The 23,615-nt window shown below is 59.4% G+C and carries 20 protein-coding genes; 7 read left to right on the top strand and 13 right to left on the bottom strand.

Going from position 1 to position 23,615, the window contains the following annotated elements:
• The first annotated feature begins 1 nt into the window (after window position 1).
• The 4 genes from AGR1_RS14650 to trxA all read left to right on the top strand — a co-directional run bounded on the left by AGR1_RS14650 (window position 2) and on the right by trxA (window position 7,866).
• Window positions 2-739, top strand: coding sequence for a nucleotidyltransferase family protein (locus AGR1_RS14650; protein WP_080792088.1), 738 nt, complete (start codon window positions 2-4; stop codon window positions 737-739).
• A complete protein-coding gene (gene addB, locus AGR1_RS14645; protein ID WP_149147229.1) occupies window positions 736-3,921 on the top strand; it encodes a double-strand break repair protein AddB in 3,186 nt (1,061 codons plus the stop codon). Before AGR1_RS14650 ends, addB begins: the two co-directional genes overlap by 4 nt.
• Window positions 3,911-7,468, top strand: a complete 3,558-nt coding sequence (gene addA / locus AGR1_RS14640) for a double-strand break repair helicase AddA (RefSeq protein ID WP_149147228.1) — start codon at window positions 3,911-3,913, stop codon at window positions 7,466-7,468. The genes addB and addA overlap by 11 nt, the downstream gene beginning before the upstream one ends.
• Window positions 7,469-7,545: 77 nt before the next feature.
• Window positions 7,546-7,866 (top strand): thioredoxin, encoded by a 321-nt coding sequence (trxA, locus tag AGR1_RS14635; RefSeq protein ID WP_003505361.1) that lies wholly within the window; start codon window positions 7,546-7,548, stop codon window positions 7,864-7,866.
• 47 nt (window positions 7,867-7,913) lie between these two features.
• Here trxA and AGR1_RS14630 read toward each other — a convergent pair whose 3' ends face one another.
• The 8 genes from AGR1_RS14630 to AGR1_RS14595 form a co-directional block, all read right to left on the bottom strand.
• The gene (locus tag AGR1_RS14630; RefSeq protein WP_187772152.1) at window positions 7,914-9,293 is read right to left on the bottom strand and encodes a folylpolyglutamate synthase/dihydrofolate synthase family protein; all 1,380 of its coding nucleotides are present in this window, start codon (window positions 9,291-9,293) and stop codon (window positions 7,914-7,916) included.
• 86 nt (window positions 9,294-9,379) lie between these two features.
• Window positions 9,380-10,276 carry an acetyl-CoA carboxylase, carboxyltransferase subunit beta gene (gene accD / locus AGR1_RS14625; protein WP_080792098.1) on the bottom strand — a complete coding sequence of 299 codons (897 nt, stop codon included), beginning with the start codon at window positions 10,274-10,276 and terminating at the stop codon, window positions 9,380-9,382.
• A gap of 27 nt (window positions 10,277-10,303) precedes the next feature.
• The gene (trpA, locus tag AGR1_RS14620) at window positions 10,304-11,143 is read right to left on the bottom strand and encodes a tryptophan synthase subunit alpha (RefSeq protein WP_080793324.1); all 840 of its coding nucleotides are present in this window, start codon (window positions 11,141-11,143) and stop codon (window positions 10,304-10,306) included.
• Between the two features lie 4 nt (window positions 11,144-11,147).
• Window positions 11,148-12,368 carry a tryptophan synthase subunit beta gene (gene trpB / locus AGR1_RS14615; protein ID WP_149147227.1) on the bottom strand — a complete coding sequence of 407 codons (1,221 nt, stop codon included), beginning with the start codon at window positions 12,366-12,368 and terminating at the stop codon, window positions 11,148-11,150.
• 1 nt (window position 12,369) lies between these two features.
• Window positions 12,370-13,032, bottom strand: a complete 663-nt coding sequence (locus AGR1_RS14610) for a phosphoribosylanthranilate isomerase (RefSeq protein ID WP_149147226.1) — start codon at window positions 13,030-13,032, stop codon at window positions 12,370-12,372.
• A gap of 102 nt (window positions 13,033-13,134) precedes the next feature.
• Window positions 13,135-13,902: a M48 family metallopeptidase gene (locus tag AGR1_RS14605; protein WP_149147225.1), complete on the bottom strand. Its 768-nt coding sequence runs from the start codon at window positions 13,900-13,902 to the stop codon at window positions 13,135-13,137.
• 68 nt (window positions 13,903-13,970) lie between these two features.
• A complete protein-coding gene (locus AGR1_RS14600; RefSeq protein WP_246669644.1) occupies window positions 13,971-15,203 on the bottom strand; it encodes a polyhydroxyalkanoate depolymerase in 1,233 nt (410 codons plus the stop codon).
• 126 nt (window positions 15,204-15,329) lie between these two features.
• A complete protein-coding gene (locus AGR1_RS14595; RefSeq protein ID WP_149147223.1) occupies window positions 15,330-16,172 on the bottom strand; it encodes a fumarylacetoacetate hydrolase family protein in 843 nt (280 codons plus the stop codon).
• 128 nt (window positions 16,173-16,300) lie between these two features.
• Here AGR1_RS14595 and AGR1_RS14590 point away from each other — a divergent pair, with 128 nt between their 5' ends.
• On the top strand, window positions 16,301-16,903 hold the full coding sequence (locus tag AGR1_RS14590) for a nitroreductase family protein (protein ID WP_149147222.1): 603 nt from the start codon (window positions 16,301-16,303) through the stop codon (window positions 16,901-16,903).
• 98 nt (window positions 16,904-17,001) lie between these two features.
• On the opposite strand, the gene gyrB is transcribed toward AGR1_RS14590, so the two are convergent.
• From gyrB to AGR1_RS14565, 5 genes are all read right to left on the bottom strand, one after another.
• The gene (gyrB, locus tag AGR1_RS14585) at window positions 17,002-19,437 is read right to left on the bottom strand and encodes a DNA topoisomerase (ATP-hydrolyzing) subunit B (protein ID WP_149147221.1); all 2,436 of its coding nucleotides are present in this window, start codon (window positions 19,435-19,437) and stop codon (window positions 17,002-17,004) included.
• A gap of 157 nt (window positions 19,438-19,594) precedes the next feature.
• Window positions 19,595-19,960, bottom strand: a complete 366-nt coding sequence (locus AGR1_RS14580; protein ID WP_149147220.1) for a helix-turn-helix domain-containing protein — start codon at window positions 19,958-19,960, stop codon at window positions 19,595-19,597.
• The gene (locus AGR1_RS14575) at window positions 19,957-20,526 is read right to left on the bottom strand and encodes a Smr/MutS family protein (RefSeq protein WP_080792121.1); all 570 of its coding nucleotides are present in this window, start codon (window positions 20,524-20,526) and stop codon (window positions 19,957-19,959) included. Before AGR1_RS14575 ends, AGR1_RS14580 begins: the two co-directional genes overlap by 4 nt.
• Window positions 20,526-21,635, bottom strand: a complete 1,110-nt coding sequence (locus AGR1_RS14570; RefSeq protein ID WP_149147219.1) for a murein transglycosylase A — start codon at window positions 21,633-21,635, stop codon at window positions 20,526-20,528. Before AGR1_RS14570 ends, AGR1_RS14575 begins: the two co-directional genes overlap by 1 nt.
• Window positions 21,632-22,330, bottom strand: coding sequence for a Tim44/TimA family putative adaptor protein (locus tag AGR1_RS14565; RefSeq protein ID WP_149147218.1), 699 nt, complete (start codon window positions 22,328-22,330; stop codon window positions 21,632-21,634). The genes AGR1_RS14570 and AGR1_RS14565 overlap by 4 nt, the downstream gene beginning before the upstream one ends.
• A 140-nt stretch (window positions 22,331-22,470) precedes the next feature.
• Here AGR1_RS14565 and AGR1_RS14560 point away from each other — a divergent pair, with 140 nt between their 5' ends.
• Window positions 22,471-23,022: an FxsA family protein gene (locus AGR1_RS14560; RefSeq protein WP_149147217.1), complete on the top strand. Its 552-nt coding sequence runs from the start codon at window positions 22,471-22,473 to the stop codon at window positions 23,020-23,022.
• 102 nt (window positions 23,023-23,124) lie between these two features.
• Entirely contained in the window at window positions 23,125-23,607 is a 483-nt protein-coding gene (gene secB, locus AGR1_RS14555) for a protein-export chaperone SecB (RefSeq protein WP_077983679.1), read from the top strand.
• The last annotated feature ends 8 nt before the right edge of the window (window positions 23,608-23,615 follow it).

Genomic DNA, 23,615 nt, shown 5'->3' with positions numbered 1-23,615 from the left:
GATGACGATAAAAAATGCGATGGTGCTGGCCGCCGGGCTTGGCACGCGGATGCGCCCGATCACGGATACGATCCCGAAGCCGCTCGTGAAAATCGCCGGCAAGCCGATGATCGATTACGCGCTCGACGTCCTTGTCGAAGCCGGCGCCGAAACCATCGTCGTCAATGTGCACCACCACGCAGAACAGATGATCGCCCATCTTAAGCAGCGCACCGACGCCGAAATCCTTATTTCCGACGAGCGGTCGCAGCTAATGAATTCCGGCGGCGGTCTCACCAAGGGTCTGAAGCTTCTGGAACCCGGTCCGGTCTTCGTCATGAACGCCGATCTCTTCTGGATTGGCGAGCAGCTGAATGCGGTCAGCAACCTGCAAAAGCTTGCGCAATTCTTCGACCAGACGCGAATGGACATGGCGTTGCTCTGCGTCGACATGGACCGCACCACCGGGCACAATGGCAAGCGGGATTTCAACCTATCCGCCGGCGGGGAACTCGCGCGGTATCGCGATGGCGATCCGAACCCCGTGGTTTATGCCGGAGCCATCGCCATGGATTCGCGACTGCTGGACGATGCGCCGGCGGATGCCTTCAACCTCAACATCTATTTCGACCGCGCTATCGAAAAAGACCGGCTTTTCGGGCTTTCTCTGGATGGCCACTGGATCACCGTCGGTACGCCCGAGGCGATAGAAGATGCCGAAAGCATCATCCGGCAATTCAAGGAAAAACGCTCTGCATGACGCTCTCCCACCACGAAAAGCGCGTTCTGACGATCGCTGCAGGAACACCGTTCCTCAAGACGCTCGCGGAAACGCTGTGTGACGGGACACTGGCAGCCGGCTATAAATACGACCCGGCCGATCCGCTGTCGCTTGCCAGGGTGACGATCTATGTGCCGACGCGGCGCTCCGCCCGTGTGCTGCGCTCCGAATTCGTCGATCTTCTGGGCGGCCGGTCCGCCATTCTGCCGCTGATCCGGCCGCTCGGCGAAACGGATGACGACAGCGGCTTTTTCGAGATCGAAAATCCTGAAATCATGGATCTGGCGCCGCCGATTTCCGGCACCGGCCGGCTGATCGAACTGGCGCGTCTCATTCTCGCCTGGCGCAACAGCCTGCCGGACGCCATCCGGGCAATTCACTCGGATTCGCCACTTGTCGCCCCCGCCAGCCCCGCAGACGCCATTTGGCTGGCGCGTGCGCTTGGCGAGGTGATCGATGCAATGGATACGGAAGAAAAGGACTGGGAAGCGCTTCAGCATCTCGATACTGGCGATCATGCGCAATGGTGGCAACTGACCGCAGATTTTCTGCGGATCGCCAGTGTCTTCTGGCCGGCGCGGCTTGCCGAGCTCAACCGCTCATCCGCCGGCCGGCATCGCAACGCCATCCTGCGGGCGGAAGCGAACCGGCTTGCCAATTTGCCGGATACGGGACCGATCATCGTCGCCGGGTCGACGGGTTCCATTCCTGCCGCAGCCGATCTCATCGTCGCCGTTGCGGCCCTGCCCCAAGGTGCCGTCGTACTTCCGGGGCTAGACCTTGCCATGCCGGAGGAGCAATGGGAGGCAATCGCCGAAGACCCTACCGATCCTTCGAGCCGCACCCACTCGCAATATGGGCTTTATATGCTGTTGCAGAAGCTCGGCATCCTGCGCGACGACGTCGTCCAGATCGGCGCCATCGATGGCGATCTGGAAAAGCGCGCAGCCGTGTTTTCGACCGCACTCGCGCCGGCCAAATCCACCAGCGACTGGAATCGCTGGCGCGGGGACAGGGAACCCGGCTTTTTCGACGACGCCTTCGCGACGGCCACGCTGATAGAAGCCGCCAATGAGCGCGAGGAGGCAACGGCCATCGCGGTGGCTTTGCGGCTGGCGCTTGAAGCGCCCGATGCTGGACGTCCGTCGCAGGCGGCACTGATAACACCAGATCGCGGACTGGCGCGACGCGTGGCGACGGAGTTGCAGCGTTTCGGCATCGAAGCCGATGACTCGGCCGGCACGCCGCTCTCCGCCACCCCACAAGCGGGGTTGACGCAACTGGCGCTGGAAGCGATCCTCAGGCCCGGCGACCCGGTGCCCATTATTTCCCTTCTGAAACATCCGCTCAGCCGTTTCGGCCTTTCCGATGAAGCTTTCGCGAAAGCCTCCAAAGCGCTGGAGCTGATCGCGCTGCGCGGCGGCCGTGTGGAGACCGAAATCGGCGATCTGGAAACGGTTCTGGAGGCGCAGCTTGTGGCGCAGCGCGATGACCGACACCCGCCGGCCTGGCGGCTGGCGCTGCCGGAGGCAAGTGCTGAGGCCGCGCGCGATCTGGCAAGGCGGATTGCCGTTGCGACGGAGCCGCTCAGCTCCGCCTTTGTCCGCAGAGATCGATCCGGCCGTGCCTTCACCGATAAATTGCCATTGTCCATCTGGGCGGAACGGACGGGTCGCGTGATTGAAGCCATCTGCGCGGATGAAAACAGCGATCTTGCCGCGCTGTGGTCCGGTGAAGCGGGAGACAAGCTTACCGATCTGTTCGGCGAATTGATGGAAAGCGGTGATATCCTCGATGCGGACGGACCGCAGTGGATCGATATCTTTGCGGCACTAGTAGCCGGTGAATCGATCAAGCCAAGATCGATGCGCCATCCGCGCATCTTCATCTTCGGCGCGCTTGAGGCACGGCTGCAAAGTGTCGATACCGTCGTTATCGGAGGCCTTAATGAAGGGCTTTGGCCCGGCCAGACGGCGAATAATCCGTTCCTGTCCCGCACCATGAAGACCGCCATTGGCCTCGAACCGCCGGAACGGCGCATCGGCCAGCTGGCGCATGATTTCGAGATGGCAAATGGCACAAGGCAGATTTTTTACACCCGCGCGCTCAGGCAGGGTTCGACGCCCGCCGTCGCCTCGCGTTGGCTGCAGCGTCTTCTGGCGCTGGGCGGCGAGGATTTTGCCGGCAAACTCAGGAAGCGCGGCGAGGCCTATCGCCATTGGGCGGGATTGATGGATGAAAGCATCGATCAGGAAGCGGCAAAGCGCCCTGCCCCGAAGCCACCGGCCGAATTGCAGCCGACGCGCTATTCCTTCAGCGAAGTGGGCCGCCTGCGCCGCGACCCCTATTCGATCTATGCGCGACGCATCCTGAAGCTGGACCCGCTCGACCCCTTCAATCGCGATCCGAACGCCGCCGATCGCGGCACGCTCTATCACGCGATTATCGAGCGCTATTCCCGTGAGGGACATATTCCCGGTACACCGGCCTCGCTTTCGGCCATGCAGCGCATTCTGGACGAATGTTTCGATGCGGAAAACCTGCCTCCCCATGTGGATGTCATCTGGCGGCCGCGTTTTGCAGCGGTAGCACGCGCCTTCATCGACTGGGAAAAAGAACGTCATCCATCCATTCGCAACAGCTTCTACGAGGCTCGCGCCGGGCAGGAAATTGCCGAAGCGGGCATAAGGCTGACTGGGATCGCCGACCGCATCGACATCAAGACAAACGGTCAGGCGGATATTATCGACTACAAGACGGGACTTGCGCCTTCCGTCAATCAGGCGCGCGCGCTGCTCGATCCGCAGCTTGCGCTGGAGGCGGCGGCGCTGATGCGTGGCGCCTTCCGCGAAGCCGGTTCGCCCACACCGGAAAACCTGATCTACGTTCGCCTGCGGCCCGGCGAGCGTTTTTTTGCCGATCAGGTCAATAACGAACATTCCAGCCGGAGCGGCAAAAGACCGCCAAAATCAGCGATTGAACTCGCGACGGAATCGATCGAACAGCTCACCAAATTCGTTCATTCCCTGCGTGACGGCGAAAACGGCTTCGCATCCCGCCTCGTGCCGGAAGAGCAGCAATCCTATGGTGGGGAATATGACCACCTCGCCCGCGTTTCGGAATGGTCGACGGCAGAACCGGGAGACGGCGATGACGATTGATCCCTTCGATGCCGGCCCTGTCGCCGATACGCCTGAAAGCTGGATCGACTGGACCAGCGCCCGTCAGCGGCTTGCCTCCGACCCCGCCAGTTCCGCATGGGTTTCTGCCAATGCCGGTTCCGGCAAGACCCACGTGCTGACCCAGCGCGTCATCCGCCTGCTTCTTGCCGGCTGCCGGCCCTCGGCGATTTTGTGCCTCACCTATACCAAAGCGGCGGCGTCGGAAATGTCGAGCCGCGTCTTCGACCGTCTGGCGGAATGGGCTACTTTGCCGGATTCCGACCTTAAAGACCGCATCGCCGCCATCGAAGGCAAGGTACCGGACCGCATCAAGCTTGCCGAAGCGCGCAGGCTGTTCGCCAAGGCGCTGGAAACACCGGGCGGGCTGAAAATCCAGACGATCCACGCATTCTGCGAGGCGTTGCTGCACCAGTTCCCGTTGGAGGCCAATGTCGCCGGCCATTTCTCAGTTCTTGACGACCGCGCCGCAACCACGCTGCTCGCCGAAGCACGCCGTTCGCTTCTGACGGCGGTTTCGACGGAGCGGGACGAGGAGCTGGCGCAATCGCTCGCTTATGTGCTCGATCTGGCTGACGAAAGCGGGCTGGAATCGCTGCTTTCCGCCATAATCGCCAATCGCAGCGCCCTTCGTGGCTTTCTGCTCGATGCCAAACAGTCGGGCGGCATCGATGCGCGGTTGCGGCAGGCGATGCAGATCGCAGATGGGGAAACCGAAGAAACCGCGGCGGCCGCCTTCTGGCCTCTGTCCGGCCTCTCGGGCCTCGCGCTCGAGACGTACCTCACCCTTGCCGACGAGGTGGGAGGATCACGCGTCATTGATGTCGCCTATGCGCTCAGGGAGGCAAAACGGCAGTCGGACCCCGTGCGGCGGATGGAATTCATCGAAGCAGCGCTTCTGACGGCCAAGGGCGAAAAGAAATCGGATGCCTACGTCATCAACAAGGGCATGCAGAAATCCGCGCCTGATCTCGTTGACGCACTGACGCTGGCGCGGGACCATGTCGTGGCCTGCCGCAATCGTTATCGCCTGGTGCGAATGCTGGCGGCAACAAAAAGCGCCCTTATTCTGGCCGAAAGGCTGATCGGCGATTTCGAAGACCTGAAGAAACAGCGAAGCCAACTCGATTTCGAAGACCTGATCGAGCGCGCCGCCAATCTCCTTAACCGCGATACTGCGGGCGCGTGGGTGCATTACAAGCTGGATCAGGGCATCGATCATATTCTGGTCGACGAGGCGCAGGATACCAGCCCGGTGCAATGGTCGATCATCCAGTCGCTGGCGGCGGATTTTTTCACGGGTGAGAGCGCCCGCATGGGACGCCGAACGCTGTTTGCTGTGGGTGACGAAAAACAGTCGATCTATTCCTTTCAGGGCGCCCGGCCGGAACGGTTCTCGCAGGAACGCGACGAGACCAAAAAGCGTGTCGATCAGGTGGAGCAGGCCTTTCATCGTATCCGCCTGCCACTCTCCTTCCGTTCCACCGAGGATGTGTTGGCTGCCGTCGACCAGGTCTTTTCAGATTCGAAAAACGCGAGCGGCCTCAGCGCTGACAATGAGCCCGTCGAACACCGCTCCAACCGGGCCGGCCATCCCGGCACGGTGGAAGTGTGGGATATGGTGGCGCCGGAAACCACCGAAGATGAAGAAGACTGGACGGCCCCCTTCGATGCGCTGCGGGAAAGCGCGCCGGCCACCATCGTCGCCCGCCGTATCGCCGCGCGCATTGCCGACATGATCGGAAACGAAACCATCATCGAAAAAGGCGTGGAGCGCGCTATCGAGGCCGGCGATATTCTCGTGCTTGTCAGAAAACGCGCCGCCTTCGTCAACGCGCTGACCCGCGAGTTGAAACGACGCAAGAACATCCCCGTCGCCGGTGCCGACCGCCTTCGCCTGACCGATCACATTGCCGTACAGGACCTTCTGGCGCTCGGCCGGTTCGTGGTGCTGCCGGAAGATGATCTTTCGCTGGCGGCGCTGCTGAAAAGCCCGCTCTTCAACCTGACGGAAGACGATGTCTTCCAGATCGCCGCCACGCGATCCGAGACGGAGAGCGTGTGGCAGAGACTGCAAGTCCTTTCAGGCCAAGAAACCAGCCGTCTATCCATCGTCACCGACAAACTTCGGCATTTCGTTTCACTGTCGAAAACCACCACGGTGCATGATTTTTTCGCGGCGGTTCTGACCCTGCATGACGGACGCAAAAAATTCCTTGGGCGGCTTGGCAACGAAGCGAGCGACGTTCTCGACGAGTTCCTGTCCTTTGCGCTGGATTACGAAAGAACCGGCCTGCCCGGCCTTCAGGCCTTTCTCTCCGTCCTGGAGACCGATTCACCTGAAGTGAAGCGCGAGCAGGACAAGGATCGCGGCGAAGTGCGCATCATGACCGTGCACGCCTCCAAAGGCCTGGAAGCGCCGGTGGTTTTTGTCGTCGACGGCGGCTCGAAGGCCTTCAACCATAGCCATGTGCCCAAACTGCGCTTCGTGGAAGCCGATGGCGATGCCTTTCCGGTCTGGTTGCCCGGCAGCGGTTTTACCAATCACCTCATTCGCTCGGACGAGGAACGCCTGAAGACGGCTGCGGAAGATGAATATCGACGGCTGCTTTATGTGGCGATGACGCGCGCCGCCGATCATCTGGTTGTCTGCGGTTATCGTGGTCAGAAGGAAAATCCCGAATGCTGGCATGCCATCGTCAGGGCGGCACTTGCGGATAATCAGGATCATTGCCAGCCGCAGCTATTCAGTGCCGACGGCGAGGAATGGCAGGGTGTTGTCTGGCGCAAGTCTGAAGCACGCCCGGCACCTGCCCCGCACAAGACGGCAGAACCCCAGCAGGAAGAAGACCACGCGCTTCCGCCCGGCCTTCTTGAACCCCTGCCTGCCTTGCCTTCGCTGCCAAGACCACTCAGCCCTTCGGGCGCCGGGACGATCATTGATGACGGTGCGGACGATCTGGCTGTGCGTTCTCCACTGTTCGGGGAAAAGACCGATGCTTCCAGCCTTGCCCTGCAGCGGGGCAGGCTAGTGCATCGCATGCTGCAGGCCTTGCCGGATTTTGCGGAAAGTGAGCGGGAAGCAGCAGCCTGGCGTTATGCCGAGCGCGCAGCACGTTTCTGGCCCGCAGCCGAACGGGACCATTTGATACGGGCAGTTTTGCGGGTGCTGTCCGAACCGGCAGTGCAGCCGGCCTTTTCCGCCAACAGCCGTGCGGAAGTGTCGATCATGGGCACGATGACCATCGGCGGGCAGCACTATGCCGTCTCCGGTCGCGTCGACCGGCTGGCGGTGGATGGTGATCGCGTTATTCTGGTCGACTACAAGACGAACCGGGTTCCGCCGCGCACGGCACGCGAGATACCTTTCTCCCACACCGCGCAGCTTGCGATCTATCGCGAAATTCTCGCGCCGCTTTATCCGGGCAAGGAATTTGTCTGTGCGCTGATCTATACGGAAAATGCCGCTTTTGTAACGGTTAGCGACGCTGCCATGGCGGAGGCCCTTGCCGCAATAAAGACAAAGTGAGATACCGGGGCATTGAAATTTCGAAGCGCCCGCATCACATCGATAGCGGAAAAGTTTAGCTGAAAGGAGAGCCAGATATGGCTACCGTAAAAGTCGATGCCGCCAACTTCCAGTCCGAGGTCCTCGAATCCGCCGAACCTGTCGTGGTGGATTTCTGGGCCGAATGGTGCGGCCCGTGCAAGATGATCGCGCCGAGCCTTGAGGAAATTTCGTCCGAGCTGGCCGGCAAGGTCAAGGTCGCAAAGCTGAACATCGACGAGAACCCGGAACTGGCAGCCCAGTTCGGCGTACGTTCCATCCCGACGCTCGCCATGTTCAAAGGCGGCGAAGTGGCCGACATCAAGGTTGGCGCTGCTCCCAAGACAGCGCTCTCAGCCTGGATTTCCGGCGCCGCATAAGCAATATCAATGGAATGAGAAAGCCGGGCATCGCTGCCGGGCTTTCTTTATTGGGGAACCGTGCCGTTAAGGGCAAGCGCGTTGCCGGCAAGATAAAGCGAGCCCCCGATCAGGATGCGCGGCGCTGGTCCTTCGGCGTTGAAACGGCGCGACAGCTCTTCCAGCGCATGCGTCAACGACGACGTGGGCGCGGCCACCAGCCCGGCATCAAAAGCGGCATGGGCAAGCACGACGGGGTCGATCGCCGCATCCGTGCCGCCGATGGGCACGGTGAAGACGTATTCGGCTATATCGGCGAAAGCCTTGAAATATCCCACCGGATCCTTGGTATTGATCATGCCCGCGATGATGAAGAGCGGGCGCGGCGTCTTTTCCTCAAAGCCGGCCATGGCCTCGGCAATCACTTCACCCGCACCGGGGTTGTGACCGCCATCGATCCAGATTTCCGAATCCTTCGGGGTCATGTCAGCGATTTTGCCGGTCAGGATACGCTGAAGACGGCCGGGCCATTCCACGGAGGTCATGGCCTTTTCAATCATCCGTTCCGTCACGTCAAAACCGGCTGCTTTCACAGCGCGGATCGCTGCGGCGGCATTGGCGAGCTGATGGCGGCCGGGAAGCCTTGGCAACGGCGCATCCGTCAGGCCGAACTCATCCTGATAGACCATGCGGCCGAATTCTTCATGGGCGGAAAAATCCTGCCCATAAACCGAGACCGGGCAACCAATACGTTCGGCCGTCGCGACAAGCGTGTCTAGCGCCGCGTCATATTCCTGGTGGCCAATGACGACAGGCGAGCCCTTTTTCATGATGCCAGCCTTCTCAGCGGCAATCAGTTCCACGCGGTCGCCGAGATAGGCCTGATGATCAAGCGAGATTGGCATAATGACGGAAACCGCCGGGTTGTTGATAACATTGGTCGCATCGAAACGGCCGCCCAAGCCCACCTCAACGACCGCCGCATCGGCAGGCTGTTCCGCAAAAAGCACAAACATAGCCGCAGTCAGGATTTCGAAAACCGTGATTGTCTGACCAGCATTGGCAGCTTCAATGCGGCGCAGCGCATCCGCAAATATCTCGTCTTCGACGTAACGGCCTTTGTCGCCCGCCACGCCGATACGGTATCGTTCGTGCCAATTTACCAGATGAGGCGAGGTATGAACGTGAACGGAGAGTCCGGCCGCTTCCAGCAAAGCCCGGCAAAAGGCGCTGACGGAGCCCTTGCCATTTGTGCCCGCCACGTGGATCACTGGCGGCATTCTGTTTTGCGGATTGCCGAGTTTTTCGAGAAGACGGGAAATTCTGTCGAGTGAAAGATCAAACCCCTTGGGGTGAAGCTGCATCAGCTCTTCAATGATCTTTTCGGCCTCACCGATCGCGGGCTTCGTCATGTCTTCCGTTCGCCTTTCAGGCGTTTTGTTTGCCATTTGTCCGCCGCCCCAAAAATGAAATCAGGCAACGTATAGCATCATCCCGAAGGCAGTTTATGCCTCCGGGCGACATATTTTTTTCCTCAGGCCGAAGCGGCCAGCGGTACAACAGCGTTTGCGTTGTCAGCGGGCGCCTTGGTCATGATCTTGAGCAGATTGGCCAAGGTGTCCGGGATTTCGCGGCGGTCGACGACCATATCCACCATGCCGTGTTCCAGCAGGTATTCCGAGGTCTGGAAGCCTTCCGGCAGCTTTTCACGAATGGTCTGCTCGATGACGCGCTTGCCTGCAAAGCAGATTTCCGCGCCCGGCTCGGCAATATGCACGTCACCCAGCATGGCGTAAGAGGCCGTGACACCGCCCGTGGTCGGGTTCGTCAGAACCACGATATAGGGCATGCCGGCTTCTTTCAGCATGTTCACGGCAACCGTGGTACGTGGCAGCTGCATCAACGACAGAATGCCTTCCTGCATGCGTGCGCCACCCGAGGCCGGGAACATCACGAGCGGGCAGCGCTCGGAAATCGCGCGCTCGAAGGCCTTGACGATGGCCTCGCCAGCGGCAATGCCGAGCGAACCGCCCATGAACTGGAATTCATGCACGACGGCGACGATCTTCAGGCCCTTCAGCAAGCCAACGCCGGCAAGGATCGTGTCTTCCTGCTCGGTCTTCGTGCGGCTGTCGCGCAGACGGTCGGTGTATTTTTTGGAATCGCGGAACTTCAAGGGGTCCTGCGCCACCTTCGGCTGGACCAAGGCCTCATAGACGCCATCATCGAAAAGATCCGCAAGGCGGGCCTTGGCCGGCATCTTCATATGGTAACCGGAAGCCGGTATGACCCACTTATTGTCTTCCAGATCCTTGTGGAAGACCATCTCGCCCGTTTCCGGGCACTTGATCCATAGGTTCTCCGGAACCTCCGGGCGGCGGCCGAGCATGGAATTGATCCGCGGCCGAACGTAATTGGTGATCCAGTTCAACTGTCTACTCCTGACTGGGCCGCGCGCTTATTCCGCAGCGGCAAGGCGCGATGCACGCACGCCCGTTGAAAGTCCTTTTACCAGCGTCGTAACGGCCGGCACGGTGTCTGCGGTTGCCTGTCCATCCTTGGTCAGGCTGCCCGCAATCTGGTTAACGATGGCCGAACCGACCACCACGCCATCCGCGACGGCGCCGATCGCTTTTGCATGATCGGCCGTCTTGACACCGAAACCGACACAGACCGGCAGTTCCGTATGCGCCTTGATACGACCGACAGCGCCCGAGATCAACGATGGATCGGGAAGTGCTGAACCGGTGATACCGTTCATCGAGACGTAATAGACGAAACCTGAGGTATTTTTAAGGACGGCAGGCAGGCGCTTGCCATCGGTCGTGGGTGTCGCCAGACGGATGAAATTGATGCCGCGCGCGAGTGCCGGGATGCAGAGTTCATCGTCCATTTCCGGCGGCAGATCGACCACGATCAGGCCATCGACGCCAGCCGCGAGCGCATCGTCCAGAAATTTCTCCACACCGTAGATATAGATCGGATTATAGTAGCCCATCATCACGATCGGCGTTGCATCGTCTTGCCTGCGGAATTCGCGAGCGAGATCGAGCGTGGTTTTCAGCGTCTGTCCGCCCTTCAGCGCGCGCTGGCCGGCCAGCTGGATGGCCGGGCCATCCGCCATAGGGTCGGAAAACGGCATGCCGAGCTCGATAACGTCGGCTCCTGCTTCCGGCAGCGCCTTCATGATGCCGAGGGAGGTTTCGAAATCCGGATCGCCGCCCATGAAATAGGTAATCAGAGCCGGGCGATTTTCAGCGCGCAGATCGGCAAAGCGCTTGTCCATACGTGCGGTCATGATCTTATACATCCATTCCAAGGAATTTGCTGACGGTGTGGACATCCTTGTCGCCGCGACCGGAAAGGTTCATCAGGATAATCTCATCCTTGCCCATCTTTGGCGCGCGCTTGATGACCTCGGCCAAGGCATGGCTCGGCTCGAGAGCCGGGATGATGCCTTCAAGGCGGGTCAGCATCTGGAAGGCGTCCAGCGCCTCATGGTCCATGATCGGCACATATTCCACGCGGCCGATATCACTCAACCAGGAGTGCTCGGGGCCGATGCCGGGATAATCGAGGCCGGCGGAAATGGAATGGCCTTCCTTGATCTGGCCGTCCTCATCCTGCAGCAGATAGGTGCGGTTGCCATGCAGCACGCCGGGTGAGCCGGCCGTGATCGAGGCACAGTGTTCTTCGCCCGACAGGCCCTTGCCGCCAGCCTCGACGCCGACGATGCGCACGCTTTTGTCATCGAGGAAAGGATGGAAGATGCCGATGGCGTTCGAGCCGCCGCCAACTGCCGCGATGACCATATCCGGCAGACGGCCTTCCGCTTCCAGCATCTGCGCCTTGGCTTCCTCGCCGATAACGGCCTGGAAATCGCGGACCATTTCCGGATAGGGGTGCGGGCCGGCCGCGGTGCCGATCAGGTAATAGGTATCTTCAACATTAGTGACCCAATCGCGCAGGGCCTCGTTCATGGCGTCCTTCAGGGTGCCATGACCGGCGGTGACCGGCTTCACCTCGGCACCCAGAAGCTTCATGCGGAATACGTTCGGTGCCTGACGCGCAACGTCCGTCGCGCCCATGTAAACGACGCATGGCAGGCCGAAGCGCGCGGCAACGGTTGCCGAAGCAACGCCGTGCTGGCCGGCGCCGGTCTCGGCGATGATGCGGGTCTTGCCCATGCGCTTGGCAAGCAGGATCTGGCCGAGGCAATTGTTGATCTTGTGCGAGCCGGTGTGGTTCAGCTCTTCGCGCTTGAAATAGATCTTCGCGCCGCCAAGTTCCGCCGTGAGGCGCTCCGCAAAATAAAGCGGGCTCGGGCGGCCAGTGTAGTGGGTACCGAGATGCTTGAGTTCAGCCTGGAATTCAGGGTCGGTCTTGGCCTTGTCCCATTCCGCCTGCAAATCCAGAATGAGCGGCATCAGCGTTTCGGCAACGAAGCGTCCTCCGTAGATACCGAAACGTCCGTCCTCATCGGGACCAGAACGAAAAGAATTGGGTGTTGGCGCGTCGTTCACTTCAAGCTCCCTTTGGGCCTTTCGACCAATCATTCACCACATCGAAAAAAGCGTCGATCTTCGACAAATCCTTGACGCCCGGCGCGCTTTCGACACCGGATGACAAATCTAGTCCGCTCGCCCGGGTCTCTGCCAGAGCCTCGGCGACATTGTCCTTGTTCAGCCCACCGGAAAGCATGTAATCTACACTTTCGTCAAGTGAGCGCAGGATCGTCCAGTCGAAAGAAACACCGTTGCCGCCTGGAAGTTCGGAACCGGTAGGCGCCTTTGCATCAAGCAGAAAACGATCGGCTATTCCAATATAAGGATCGATTTTGGCAAGATCAGCGGCATCACGAATGGAAATCGCCTTCATGACAGGCAGACCGTAACGCGCCTTGATGTTCAGCAACCGTTCCGGGCTTTCGCTGCCATGCAGCTGCAAGATGTCAGGTTTCAGGAGATCAACGATTTCATCGAGATCATCATTATCGGCATCGACTGTAACGGCGACCACCTTGGCTGCGCCACGGGCGGCTTCGGCCAGCCTGCCGGCAAGATCCGGCTCGATATAGCGCGGGCTTTTTTCAAAGAAAATAAAACCGACATGGGACGCACCGCGCCTGATGGCACGCTCCAGCGTTTCCGGTGTCTTCAATCCGCAAATCTTGATATCCGGTTTCATACTCGCGACCTGACATGAAATGCGATAAGAGTCGAGCCAAATCGCATCCCTTTTTGGTGGAATGTTTCACGTGAATCCAGATGGCGATGCCCGCCGCCAGTTTCAATCGAAATCGATGGCGTGAAGTCGGGAGCCATGGCGTTTCAGCCAGTCCTTGGCTTCATTGGTGTGGGGGCAGAGCTTTTCGCACAGCGCCCAGAATTTCGGGCCATGGTTCATTTCCCGGAGATGCGCGACCTCATGGGCTGCGAGATAATCGATGACGCTTTCCGGGGCCATGACGATACGCCAGGAGAAACTCAAGTTTCCATCATGAGAACAGGAGCCCCAGCGGCTGCGCGTATCCTTCATGCTGATGGACCGTACCGGCCGGCCGGCGGCGCGGACGTGAATGGCAACCAACCGTTCCAGATCGGCCTTTGCTTCCTTTTTCAGGAAAGTCGCGATCCGCCGTCTCAGATGCTCGGGCGCGCCGCTGACTTTCAGAACAGCCGCACCATCAGCGTCTTTCGCGACATGGGTCAGGCCCCTCAGACTGCCGGTGTGTTCGATGCGATGGGAGATGCCTCTGATATCGATGGTCGCACCGGGACGCAGACCGTCATCAGGGCTGAACTTCTGAAGTTTGCCTTCCAGCCAGCCCTGATGCCTTTCGAGAAAATCGTCGACCTGACGGTGATGCAGGCCCATCGGGATCGTCAGCTTCAGCGCCCGGCCACCCGGCTCGATGCGCAAGGTGATGCGCGTGGCCCGCGGGTTTTCCCTGACAGTGATCGGCACCTGCCGGCCCGCAACCGCGACGGTGCGCTGGCTCGGCACGATCTTCTTTGGCGCCGGCGACTTCAGGGACTTTCTGAGGAGCGAAAACATGAAGCCTTCATAACCGATTCGTCCACCGCTTGGCCACGCAAATGCGCGGCGTCACCTGCCGTTTTGCCTTAGGCTGTCTGGTGTTTGCCAATGAAATCCAGCATGCGCGGCACGATTTCCTTGCGGAAGCGCGACCCGTTGAAGACGCCATAATGCCCCACATCCGGCTGCATGTAGTGTGCGCGTTTGTCTGCAGGGATGTTTCGGCACAGATCATGGGCCGCCTTCGTTTGGCCAACACCGGAAATATCGTCATTCTCGCCTTCGACAGTGAACAATGCGACCTTCCGAATGGCAGCGGGATCGACCGCCCTGCCCCGATGCAGCATGTTCCCCTTCGGAAGCGCATGGTCGATGAAGACGGTTTCCACGGTCTGCAAATAAAATTCCGCCGTCAGGTCCATGACGGCCAGATATTCATCGTAAAATTCGCGGTGTTTTTCAGCGGAATCGCCGTCATTCTTGACGAGGTTGAGGTAAAAATCCTTGTGCGCCGTCATGTGCTTGTCGAGGTTCATGGACATGAAGCCCGACAGCTGCAGGAAACCCGGATACACATTGCGGCCAAAGGCTGGCTGCGGCCACGGCACCTGCATGACGACATTGTCGCGGAACCATTCGATCGGCTTGGCCTTGGCGAGACCGTTGACGGCGGTGGGGTTGATGCGCGTATCGATCGGTCCGCCCATCAGCGTCATGGAAGCGGGTGCAAACGCATCGCCATCCGCCTCCATCAAGGAAACGGCAGCTAGAACGGGCACGGATGGCTGGCAGACGGCAACCACATGGGCGCCGGGGCCGATCTGCCGCAGCATCTCGATGACATAGTCGATATAATCGTCGAGATCGAAGGTGCCCTCCGTGGCCGGCACCATACGGGCATCGGCCCAATCGGTGATGTAAATATCGGCCGAGGGCAATAATGCCTCCACGGTCCCGCGTAGCAGGGTTGCATAGTGGCCGGACATCGGGGCCACCAGCAGTACCTTCGGGTCGGACTGGCGGGCCGGATCGAGTTCTTTTTTGAAATGAAGCAGATTGCAGAACGGGCGTGACCAGACGGTCTCCTCCGTGACAGCCACGGCCTGTCCATCAACGACCGTGGAGCCGAGGCCGAATTCCGGTTTGACATAACGGCGCGTCAGACGTTCGAAAACCTCGAAACCGGCATCGAGGCTTCTGCCGAAAGCCGTACTGGACAAGGGATTGAGGGGATTGTTGCAGGCCTGCCGCATCATATCGGCACCGGCACGCAGCGGCGCCATGGCCGCATGGTTCATTTCATAGAGGTGGTAGAACACTGATGACGCCTCCCTCGCGATCACGCTCTTTTTTTCAACCATAGCAGCTTTTCGCAGGTGCACAAAATTTAAGGCGCCAGCGGTCTCCCGCCGGCGCCTCACTTTTCATTGAATGCTTGCTGGTGATTAGATGTCGGCGACGAAAGTCTGCTTCTGGGAACCGAGACCCTCGATGCCGAGTTCCACGACGTCACCAGCCTTCAGGTAACGCGGCGGCTTCAGGCCCATGCCGACGCCGGGGGGAGTGCCGGTGGAAATGACATCGCCGGGATGCAGCGACATGAACTGGCTGAGATAGGAGACAACGTGGGCAACGCCGTAAACCATGGTTTTGCTGGAGCCATCCTGCATGGTCTGGCCGTTCACCTTCAGCCACATGCCAAGGTTCTGCGGATCGGTGATTTCGTCCTTCGTCACCAGCCATGGGCCGATGGGGCCGAAAGTATCGCAGGACTTGCCCTTGGTCCACTGACCGGCACGCTCCGTCTGGAAGGCGCGCTCGGACACATCGTGCGAAACGCAATAACCGGCGACATAGTCGAGAGCATCGGCTTCCGAGACATATTTCGCGGTCTTGCCGATGACGACGCCAAGCTCGACTTCCCAGTCGGTCTTTTCCGAACCGCGCGGAATGGTGACGTTATCGTTCGGACCGACGATGGCCGAGGTCGCCTTCATGAAAATGACCGGTTCCGGCGGTACGGTAGCACCCGTTTCGGCGGCGTGGTCGGAGAAATTGAGGCCAATGCAGATGAATTTTCCCGTTCCGGCAACGCAGGCGCCGATGCGTTCTTCGCTCAAGACCGGAAGTGCGCCGAGGTCGATCGCGGCGATCTTCTTGAGGCCCTCCGGAGAAATAGCATCGCCGCCAATGTCTTTGACGTGGGCGGACAGATCGCGGATTTTTCCTTCCGCGTCGAGAATGGCTGGTTTTTCCTGGCCGGGCTGGCCAACACGCATCAATTTCATGGAACTCTCTCCCGGTTGTCAGACAAGATGATGCATATATGAACGATGCATTCATACTTGTCACCCCTTGACTGCGCCAAGTTTCGAAAAATACCTTTTCCTTCCCGGCAATCAAAAGGACATCGCCCGTGACGAACAGCAATTCCCGGCAATCAGAATATCCCGTCGATACCCTCTTCCTCGATCGCTGGTCTCCACGCGCCTTCGATGGCCACGCCATGCCGCAAGAGCATCTGATGACCATTCTGGATGCCGCGCATTGGGCGCCGTCTGCCTCCAACCATCAACCATGGCGGTTTGTCTATGCGCACAAGGATAGCGGAGACTGGCCGCTCTTCGTGGAATTGCTGATGGAGGGAAACCAGCGCTGGGCAAAAAATGCCTCCGTGCTGCTCTTCGTCATTTCCCGCGGCTATAACATCTCGCGCGATGGCGAGAAAAAGCCATCCGCTACCCATTCCTTCGATGCGGGGGCTGCCTGGTTTTCGCTTGCCATGCAGGCTCACCTTCTCGGTTACCACGCCCATGGCATGGCTGGCATATTGAAGGATAAAATCTTTGAAAAACTGAACATTCCGGAAGGCTACAAGGTTGAAGCCGCGGTCGCCATCGGCACGCTGACCGACAAGTCCGTTCTCCCTGATGATCTAGCGGAGCGGGAAGTGCCGAGCAAGCGTCTGCCCCTTTCGGATGTGGCCTTCGAAGGTCGCTTCACCGGCAAGGTTGATTGATGTTCTCAGAACGACAAAAAGCCCGGCGGAAATTGACCGCCGGGCCTTTTGTTAAAGTTTCGTTTCACGTGAATCGTTCCGCGAAACGCTCCACAGGATTAGATATCGAGGTTCGCGACGCTAAGCGCGTTTTCCTGGATGAAGTCGCGACGCGGCTCCACTTCGTCGCCCATCAGGCGGGCAAACAGGCCGTCGGCGTCGGTGGCGTCGTTGACCTTGACCTGGAGAAGGGAGCGAACATTGGCGTCAAGCGTCGTTTCCCATAGCTGCTCGGCATTCATTTCACCGAGACCCTTATAACGCTGCATGGAAAGTCCCTTGCGGCCAGCGGCAAAAATTGCATCCAGAAGCGCGCGCGGACCGGCCAGTTCCATCGTGCCGTCCTTGCGTTGCAGGACCGGCGGCGTGGCGTAGATATCGCGCATACGAGCTGCGAGCTGATCGATATGGCGGGCATCGGCCGAACCGAGCAGGCCCATATCCAGCGTCGAGACTTCCTTCACCCCGCGCACCATGCGCTCGAAACGCAAACCGCCATCCTGCAGCACAGTGCCGGACCAGCCACGTTCGGTTTCTTCCGCGATCATGTCGAGACGCCGCGCCACTTCGGCAACGGTCTCCTCGGCGCGGGCGGCATCGGCCGAAAGCTCGGGGTTCAGCGCGCCGGCAATCGCCGCCTGTTCCACGATCGAGCGGCTGTAACGGGAATGCAGCCCGTCGATCATCGAGCGCATGCGCACCGCATCGAGAATGACTTCGCGAAGATCGGCGCCGACGCGAACCTCACCGGTGCCGAGGGTCAGCGATGCTTCCTCAAGACCCATCGAAATGAGGTATTCTTCAAGGGCCTTTTCATCCTTCAGGTACTGCACGGATTTGCCACGCGTGACCTTATAAAGCGGCGGCTGGGCGATATAGAGATGGCCACGCTCGATCAGTTCCGGCATCTGGCGGAAGAAGAAGGTCAAGAGCAGGGTACGGATGTGAGCGCCATCAACGTCAGCATCCGTCATGATGATGATCTTGTGGTAACGCAGCTTATCGGCGTTGAACTCGTCCTTGCCGATGGAGGTGCCGAGCGCGGTAATCAGCGTGCCGATTTCCTGACTGGACAACATCTTGTCGAAACGGGCGCGTTCTACATTGAGGATCTTGCCGCGTAGCGGCAGGATGGCCTGAGTCTCGCGCGAGCGGCCCTGCTTGGCCGAACCGCCAGCGGAGTCACCCTCGACGAGGAAAAGTTCGGATTTCGCCGGATCGCGCTCTGAGCAATCGGCAAGCTTGCCGGGCAACGAGGCTATATCGAGTGCGCCCTTGCGGCGCGTCAGTTCGCGTGCCTTGCGGGCAGCTTCGCGGGCGACCGCGGCTTCCACCACCTTGCCGACCAGAATTCGCGCGTCGGAAGGATGTTCTTCCAGCCAGGTGGAGAGCGCTTCGTTGACAAGGCTTTCCACGACCGGACGCACTTCGGACGACACTAGCTTGTCTTTCGTCTGCGAGGAAAATTTGGGGTCGGGAACCTTGACGGAAAGAATGGCCGTCAGACCTTCACGGCAGTCCTCGCCCTGCAGGCTCACCTTTTCCTTTTTCAGGATGCCCGAGGTTTCGGCATAGGAGGTTACCTGACGGGTCAGCGCCGCGCGGAAACCGGCCATATGGGTGCCGCCGTCGCGCTGGGGAATGTTGTTGGTAAAGCAAAGCACGTTCTCATGGTAGCTGTCGTTCCACCAGAGCGCGACCTCAACCGTAATGCCGTCCTTTTCACCCTTGATGGCGACCGGCTTGTCCACCAGCGGCTTTTTGGCGCGGTCGAGATAACGGACGAAGGCTTCGAGGCCGCCATCATACAGCAGCTCTTCCTGCTTGACGTCGGAATGGCGCTTGTCGGTGAGCAGGATGCGAACGCCGGAATTCAGGAAGGCGAGCTCGCGCAGGCGATGCTCCAGCGTTCCATAATCATAGTCCGTCATTGTGAAGGTTTGCGGGCTTGCAAGGAATGTGACTTCCGTACCCGAACGGCCTTCATATTCGCCGATGACGGAAAGCGGCGCATCGGCAACGCCATGCGTAAAGCCGATTTCGTGCAGCTTGCCATTTCGGCGGATTCTGAGCTTCAGCCAGACCGAGAGCGCATTGACCACCGACACACCCACACCATGCAGGCCGCCCGAAACCTTATAGGAGTTCTGGTCGAATTTACCGCCCGCATGCAGCTGGGTCATGATGACTTCGGCGGCGGAAACGCCTTCGGAAGAATGGATGTCGGTGGGAATGCCGCGTCCGTTATCCGTCACCGTCACCGAGCCGTCGGCATTCAGCGTCACCGTCACCAGATCGGCATGGCCGGCGAGCGCCTCGTCAATGGCGTTGTCGACGACCTCATAGACCATGTGGTGCAGGCCGGAACCGTCATCGGTATCGCCGATATACATGCCGGGCCGTTTGCGCACGGCATCAAGGCCCTTGAGGACCTTGATCGAATCGGCTCCATATTCCGCGTTCGCGCCGACTTCGCTTGACGATGTTTCGGTCATAAATACTCTTTCCAAAGTTTTCTCGGGCCAGGTTTCCAGTGAGAGGGCCTGAAGCCAGCGAATCACTCAAATCCGACATGCGACTATAGAAATTCTACACCCAATCCCAAAGGCCGCATGCTTCAGGATGCTGCATAAAGCAGGGGATAGAGGGGTTTCAATCGCAAGAACGGCTTTTTTGCAGCACGGCTGACAGTTCCTCTACCACACTCGGCGGCAGCTTGCGAATATCCCGCGCCAGCTGGTTGGCGAAAGCCGTATATTGCGGCGGCAGACCGATGGTGTCGATCACCACTTTCGGGTCGGATGAGCCGGCCAGAAAGAACAATTCCTCCGCCTCGTCCCAGATGATGTTGAAATATCCGGCGGTGCGCTGGAGAAGGTTGAAGCTCGGCTTGCCGCGCTTGCCATGCTCCAGCGCCGAAAGATAGGCCGGCGACACGCCGATTGCGGCGGCCATCTCCTTCTGCGTCACGCCCTTGCGCTCACGCAGCTGCCGCACGGCCTCCGCAAAGGGCGTCATGACTTTTCACCCCGCCGACGCGCCAGCCGCACATAAAGCGCGCCGTCACCGCCATGATTGGCGGATGCATCCTCATAGGATGAGATCAGGTGGCGATATTCCGGCTTGGAAAACCACATGGGTACCGCCCTTTTCAACGCGCCGTCGCTGCCGATGGAACGGCCCTTGCCCGTTATGACGAGCACGTGTCTCAGACCGCGTTCATGCGCGCGCAACAGAAAATCAAGCAGCACCGCATGGGCTTCGCTCTGGAACATGCCATGCAGATCGATCCGCCCTTCCAGCGGCAACCGGCCACGGGTGAGCTTGCGCTTGACCGGTTTTTCCATCGGCTGATGAATCTTCGGCTTTTTGTCCGGAGCCGCTGATGGCGGCTCGGGCGGCTCCGCGAGCATGCGCGGAAAGCTGCTCTTGCCGGTCTGCGAAACCTCGGGTTCCACCGCAGGCTCCTCCATGTCATCGAAAGCCAGCAGGTCTTCCAGTCTGCCGGAGATCGGCCGCGTCGTTTTTGCGACCTTCCCCCACAGAATGCGTTCTTCCTTGCCGAGCTTGCGACTGCTCTTCATCACCGATACCTCTCCGCGGCAACGCGCGGTATCAGTATATAAAAATCCGCCTCATTGCGCACCGTACCGGCAAGCTCTCCTGCTTCGAAACCGGAGCCGGTGAAAATATCACCACGGGCCGGGCCGACGATGGCTGAACCGGTATCGAGCGCCAGCATGAGCCGCGCAAAAGGCTTTCCGTCATCCAGATGAGTAAGCGACGGCGCATGGATGAAGAAGGGAAGCCCGAAAGTGTGGATGAGCCTGTCCACCGCAAGGGCTCGCCCCGCGACCAACGGAACCTTCGCAGCCGCGATCGGCCCCATATGCTGATCGGCGACATCCGCCTCCCGGAAAAAAATATAGGAGCGGTTATGCCATAGCACCCCATCCACCTCGTCGGGATGGTCAGCGAGCCATTTGCGGATCGTCTGCATCGACACGGTTTTCGGATCAAGTTCTCCGCGATCGAGAAGCAGACGGCCAATCGGGGAAAAAGCATGCCCAACCTTGGCCGCATAGGTAATGCGCTTTACAGCGCCATCGCGAAACACCAGACGCGCCGCACCCTGCACATGAACGAAAAACAGGTCGACCTTCGATCTCGCCCAGGCGATCTCAAGGCCCCTGCCCTCAAGATACCCTTCATCGATCGCCCGACGGTCGGGAAAGTAGGAAATCCCGTCCTCATCCGCCCTGCCGAAAGCATAGGACGTATCGAAGCCGGCAGGCCGATTGGTATCGTCGATATCCACCAGCTCGGCCGGCCGGCGGTAAATCGGATAACGCCAGATGTCGTCGGGTTCAGATGACACTTCCAGTTCGGGTTCATAAAAGGCGGTTACGAAACCGCTTTTCCCCGGAGCTGAAGAAATCCTGAAAGGCACGCAATTGGTTTCGAAAAACCGGCGCGCCTGCTCCGGGCTGTTTACCGGGTTTTTCTCAGCACTATCCAGAAGCGAAACCAGTTCCGCCGCCGTGACCCCGAGCGCGCCTGTCCTGTAGGGTTTTGCGTTCCGAAGGTGCGACAGGATTGTCGCCATCGCCGGAAAAAGCTTGCGCGGATCGTCTTGCCTCCATCCGGGCAGGTCGCTGAAAGAAACTTCCTTGATCGAAAATGGCGCGGTCATTGCTCGGATTCGGTGGCGATCAGCTTCCAGTTTGGATCGCGCGAGCGGATATCGCGCGAGAAGGTCCAGATGTCGTCCACCTCCGCAACCGCATCCGGATCGCCATCCACCAGCGTGCCATCCTTGTCGTAGGTCGCCGAAATCAGCTGGCTGACGATCCTCAGGGTGATCTGCACCTCAGAATCACGCACACTGGCCTGCGTGATATCTGCTTTCTCGATACCCACGAAGGTGGACTTCACCACCTCGCCACGACCTTCTCTCTCGGAAATGGCCGCCTCGAAACCGTCAAACACCTCCTTCGACAGAAGGTTCTTGAGCGTCTTGCGGTCGCCATCGGCAAAGCCCATGACGATCATTTCATAGGCCATGCGGGCGCCGTTCAGGAATTCCTTCGGCCCGAAGGACGGGTCCCTGGTCATCACCTCGCGGAGCGCGGCGTTAAGCGGCGTATCGACGGGTGCAAGCGCATCCGCCTCGGCAAACCGGTTCTCATCCTCCGCCTCGCCACGTTTTGGCAAGGTCACGACCTTGTTATCATCTGCAACAGGGCCCTTTGCCACATCCCGCGGGCTATAAGGGTCGAACGGCGGCTTCTCATTGCCCGTGCGGCGGCCAAGGACACTGCGCAGCTGAAAGAAGATCAGCACCGCTGCAACGAGAAAAAACAATGTGATAAAGTCGCTAAAGCCCATCTTTTACCAAAACCGCCATTTAAATTCGAAATCCTCACCATCATATAGTCTGCATCTTATCATCATTCAAATGTGCAGATTCAATCATCGGTGTCCCGGAAACCGGCAATCTGCCAGAGATGCACACGCAAGGCTAGAAGATGCGTTTTTCCTTTCTTCCCATCGTCATCCTGATGATGCCCATCCTCGAAATTGCCGGCTTCATCATCGTCGGCAAGGTAATCGGCTTGTGGCTGACATTGGCGCTTGTCCTATTCACCTCGTTTCTGGGGTTGCTCATCCTGCGGCTGGGCGGCATCGGCATGGTAAGAAACCTCCAGGACGCGGGGCGTACCGGCGCGCAGCCGGCGGATGAGTTGGTGAATGGCGCCATGCGCGTTGTTGCCGGGATTTTGCTTTTCATTCCCGGTTTCATTACCGACATTCTCGGCCTTCTGCTTCTGTCGCCCATCGTACGGCGCTTTTTCTGGAAAGCCTTCGGGCCGCGCGTCGTCGTTGCGGGTTCCTTTCGGCACTCCGGCCAGCAATCTGGTTCTCAACCCGGAGATTTTTCCGGCTTTCGGAATGACCCGGGACATACCGGCAATTCGAAGGTAGTGGATCTCGACGAGGAAGAGTTTCATCGCGACGAGCCAAAGGATGATTCCCCATGGTCGCGCAAACCGGACAATCGCGACTTGCCAAAACCCTGATCCCGGGCGGAATGGATCGCGGTGACCCGATCACGAAGGGTTGTAAGCCCCCGGTCGAAATGGTAGACCGCCTTCCACGAATTCATGCCGTGAGGAAATGTAATGACCGCTGAAAATGGTGCACAGGACGCAGTAAGTCCTTCCCTCAACATTCTTGCCCAGTACATCAAGGATCTTTCTTTCGAAAATCCGGGTGCTCCTCGCTCGCTTCAGGCACGTGACAATGCGCCGTCGATCAATATCAATGTCAACGTCAACGCAAACCCGATCTCCGGTTCGGATTTCGATGTTGTTCTGACGCTGAACGCGGAAGCCAAGGATGGCGACAAGGTGTTGTTCGCGGCCGAACTGGTTTACGGCGGCGTGTTCCGCATTGCCGGCTTCCCTCAGGAACATATGCTGCCGGTGCTGTTCATCGAATGCCCGCGCCTGCTGTTCCCCTTCGCGCGCCAGATCATTGCAGACGTTACCCGCAATGGCGGTTTCCCGCCGCTGATGATCGATCCAATCGATTTCGCGCAGATGTTCGCCCAGCGCGTTGCCGAGGAACAGGCCAAGGCCAAGGTTCAGGCCGTACCGAACTAAGTGACGCG

The organism is Agrobacterium sp. B1(2019) (genome assembly GCF_008274755.1).
GTDB classification, from domain to species: Bacteria; Pseudomonadota; Alphaproteobacteria; order Rhizobiales; family Rhizobiaceae; genus Agrobacterium; species Agrobacterium salinitolerans.
Note: the sequence above shows the minus strand (reverse complement) of the source record. Positions and strands in the feature narration are given on the sequence as shown.

What these genes read in the sequence shown, in the direction of transcription:
- AGR1_RS14650 (WP_080792088.1), top strand. Translation starts at nt 2, where the DNA reads ATGACGATAAAAAATGCGATGGTGCTGGCCGCCGGGCTTGGCACGCGG.
- AGR1_RS14565 (WP_149147218.1), bottom strand. Translation starts at nt 22,330, where the DNA reads ATGGGCTTTAGCGACTTTATCACATTGTTTTTTCTCGTTGCAGCGGTG.
- addB (WP_149147229.1), top strand. Translation starts at nt 736, where the DNA reads ATGACGCTCTCCCACCACGAAAAGCGCGTTCTGACGATCGCTGCAGGA.
- gyrB (WP_149147221.1), bottom strand. Translation starts at nt 19,437, where the DNA reads ATGACCGAAACATCGTCAAGCGAAGTCGGCGCGAACGCGGAATATGGA.
- addA (WP_149147228.1), top strand. Translation starts at nt 3,911, where the DNA reads ATGACGATTGATCCCTTCGATGCCGGCCCTGTCGCCGATACGCCTGAA.
- trxA (WP_003505361.1), top strand. Translation starts at nt 7,546, where the DNA reads ATGGCTACCGTAAAAGTCGATGCCGCCAACTTCCAGTCCGAGGTCCTC.
- AGR1_RS14575 (WP_080792121.1), bottom strand. Translation starts at nt 20,526, where the DNA reads ATGAAGAGCAGTCGCAAGCTCGGCAAGGAAGAACGCATTCTGTGGGGG.
- AGR1_RS14560 (WP_149147217.1), top strand. Translation starts at nt 22,471, where the DNA reads ATGCGTTTTTCCTTTCTTCCCATCGTCATCCTGATGATGCCCATCCTC.
- secB (WP_077983679.1), top strand. Translation starts at nt 23,125, where the DNA reads ATGACCGCTGAAAATGGTGCACAGGACGCAGTAAGTCCTTCCCTCAAC.
- AGR1_RS14580 (WP_149147220.1), bottom strand. Translation starts at nt 19,960, where the DNA reads ATGACGCCCTTTGCGGAGGCCGTGCGGCAGCTGCGTGAGCGCAAGGGC.
- AGR1_RS14595 (WP_149147223.1), bottom strand. Translation starts at nt 16,172, where the DNA reads ATGAAATTGATGCGTGTTGGCCAGCCCGGCCAGGAAAAACCAGCCATT.
- AGR1_RS14630 (WP_187772152.1), bottom strand. Translation starts at nt 9,293, where the DNA reads ATGGCAAACAAAACGCCTGAAAGGCGAACGGAAGACATGACGAAGCCC.
- trpA (WP_080793324.1), bottom strand. Translation starts at nt 11,143, where the DNA reads ATGACCGCACGTATGGACAAGCGCTTTGCCGATCTGCGCGCTGAAAAT.
- AGR1_RS14605 (WP_149147225.1), bottom strand. Translation starts at nt 13,902, where the DNA reads ATGTTTTCGCTCCTCAGAAAGTCCCTGAAGTCGCCGGCGCCAAAGAAG.
- AGR1_RS14610 (WP_149147226.1), bottom strand. Translation starts at nt 13,032, where the DNA reads ATGAAACCGGATATCAAGATTTGCGGATTGAAGACACCGGAAACGCTG.
- AGR1_RS14570 (WP_149147219.1), bottom strand. Translation starts at nt 21,635, where the DNA reads ATGACCGCGCCATTTTCGATCAAGGAAGTTTCTTTCAGCGACCTGCCC.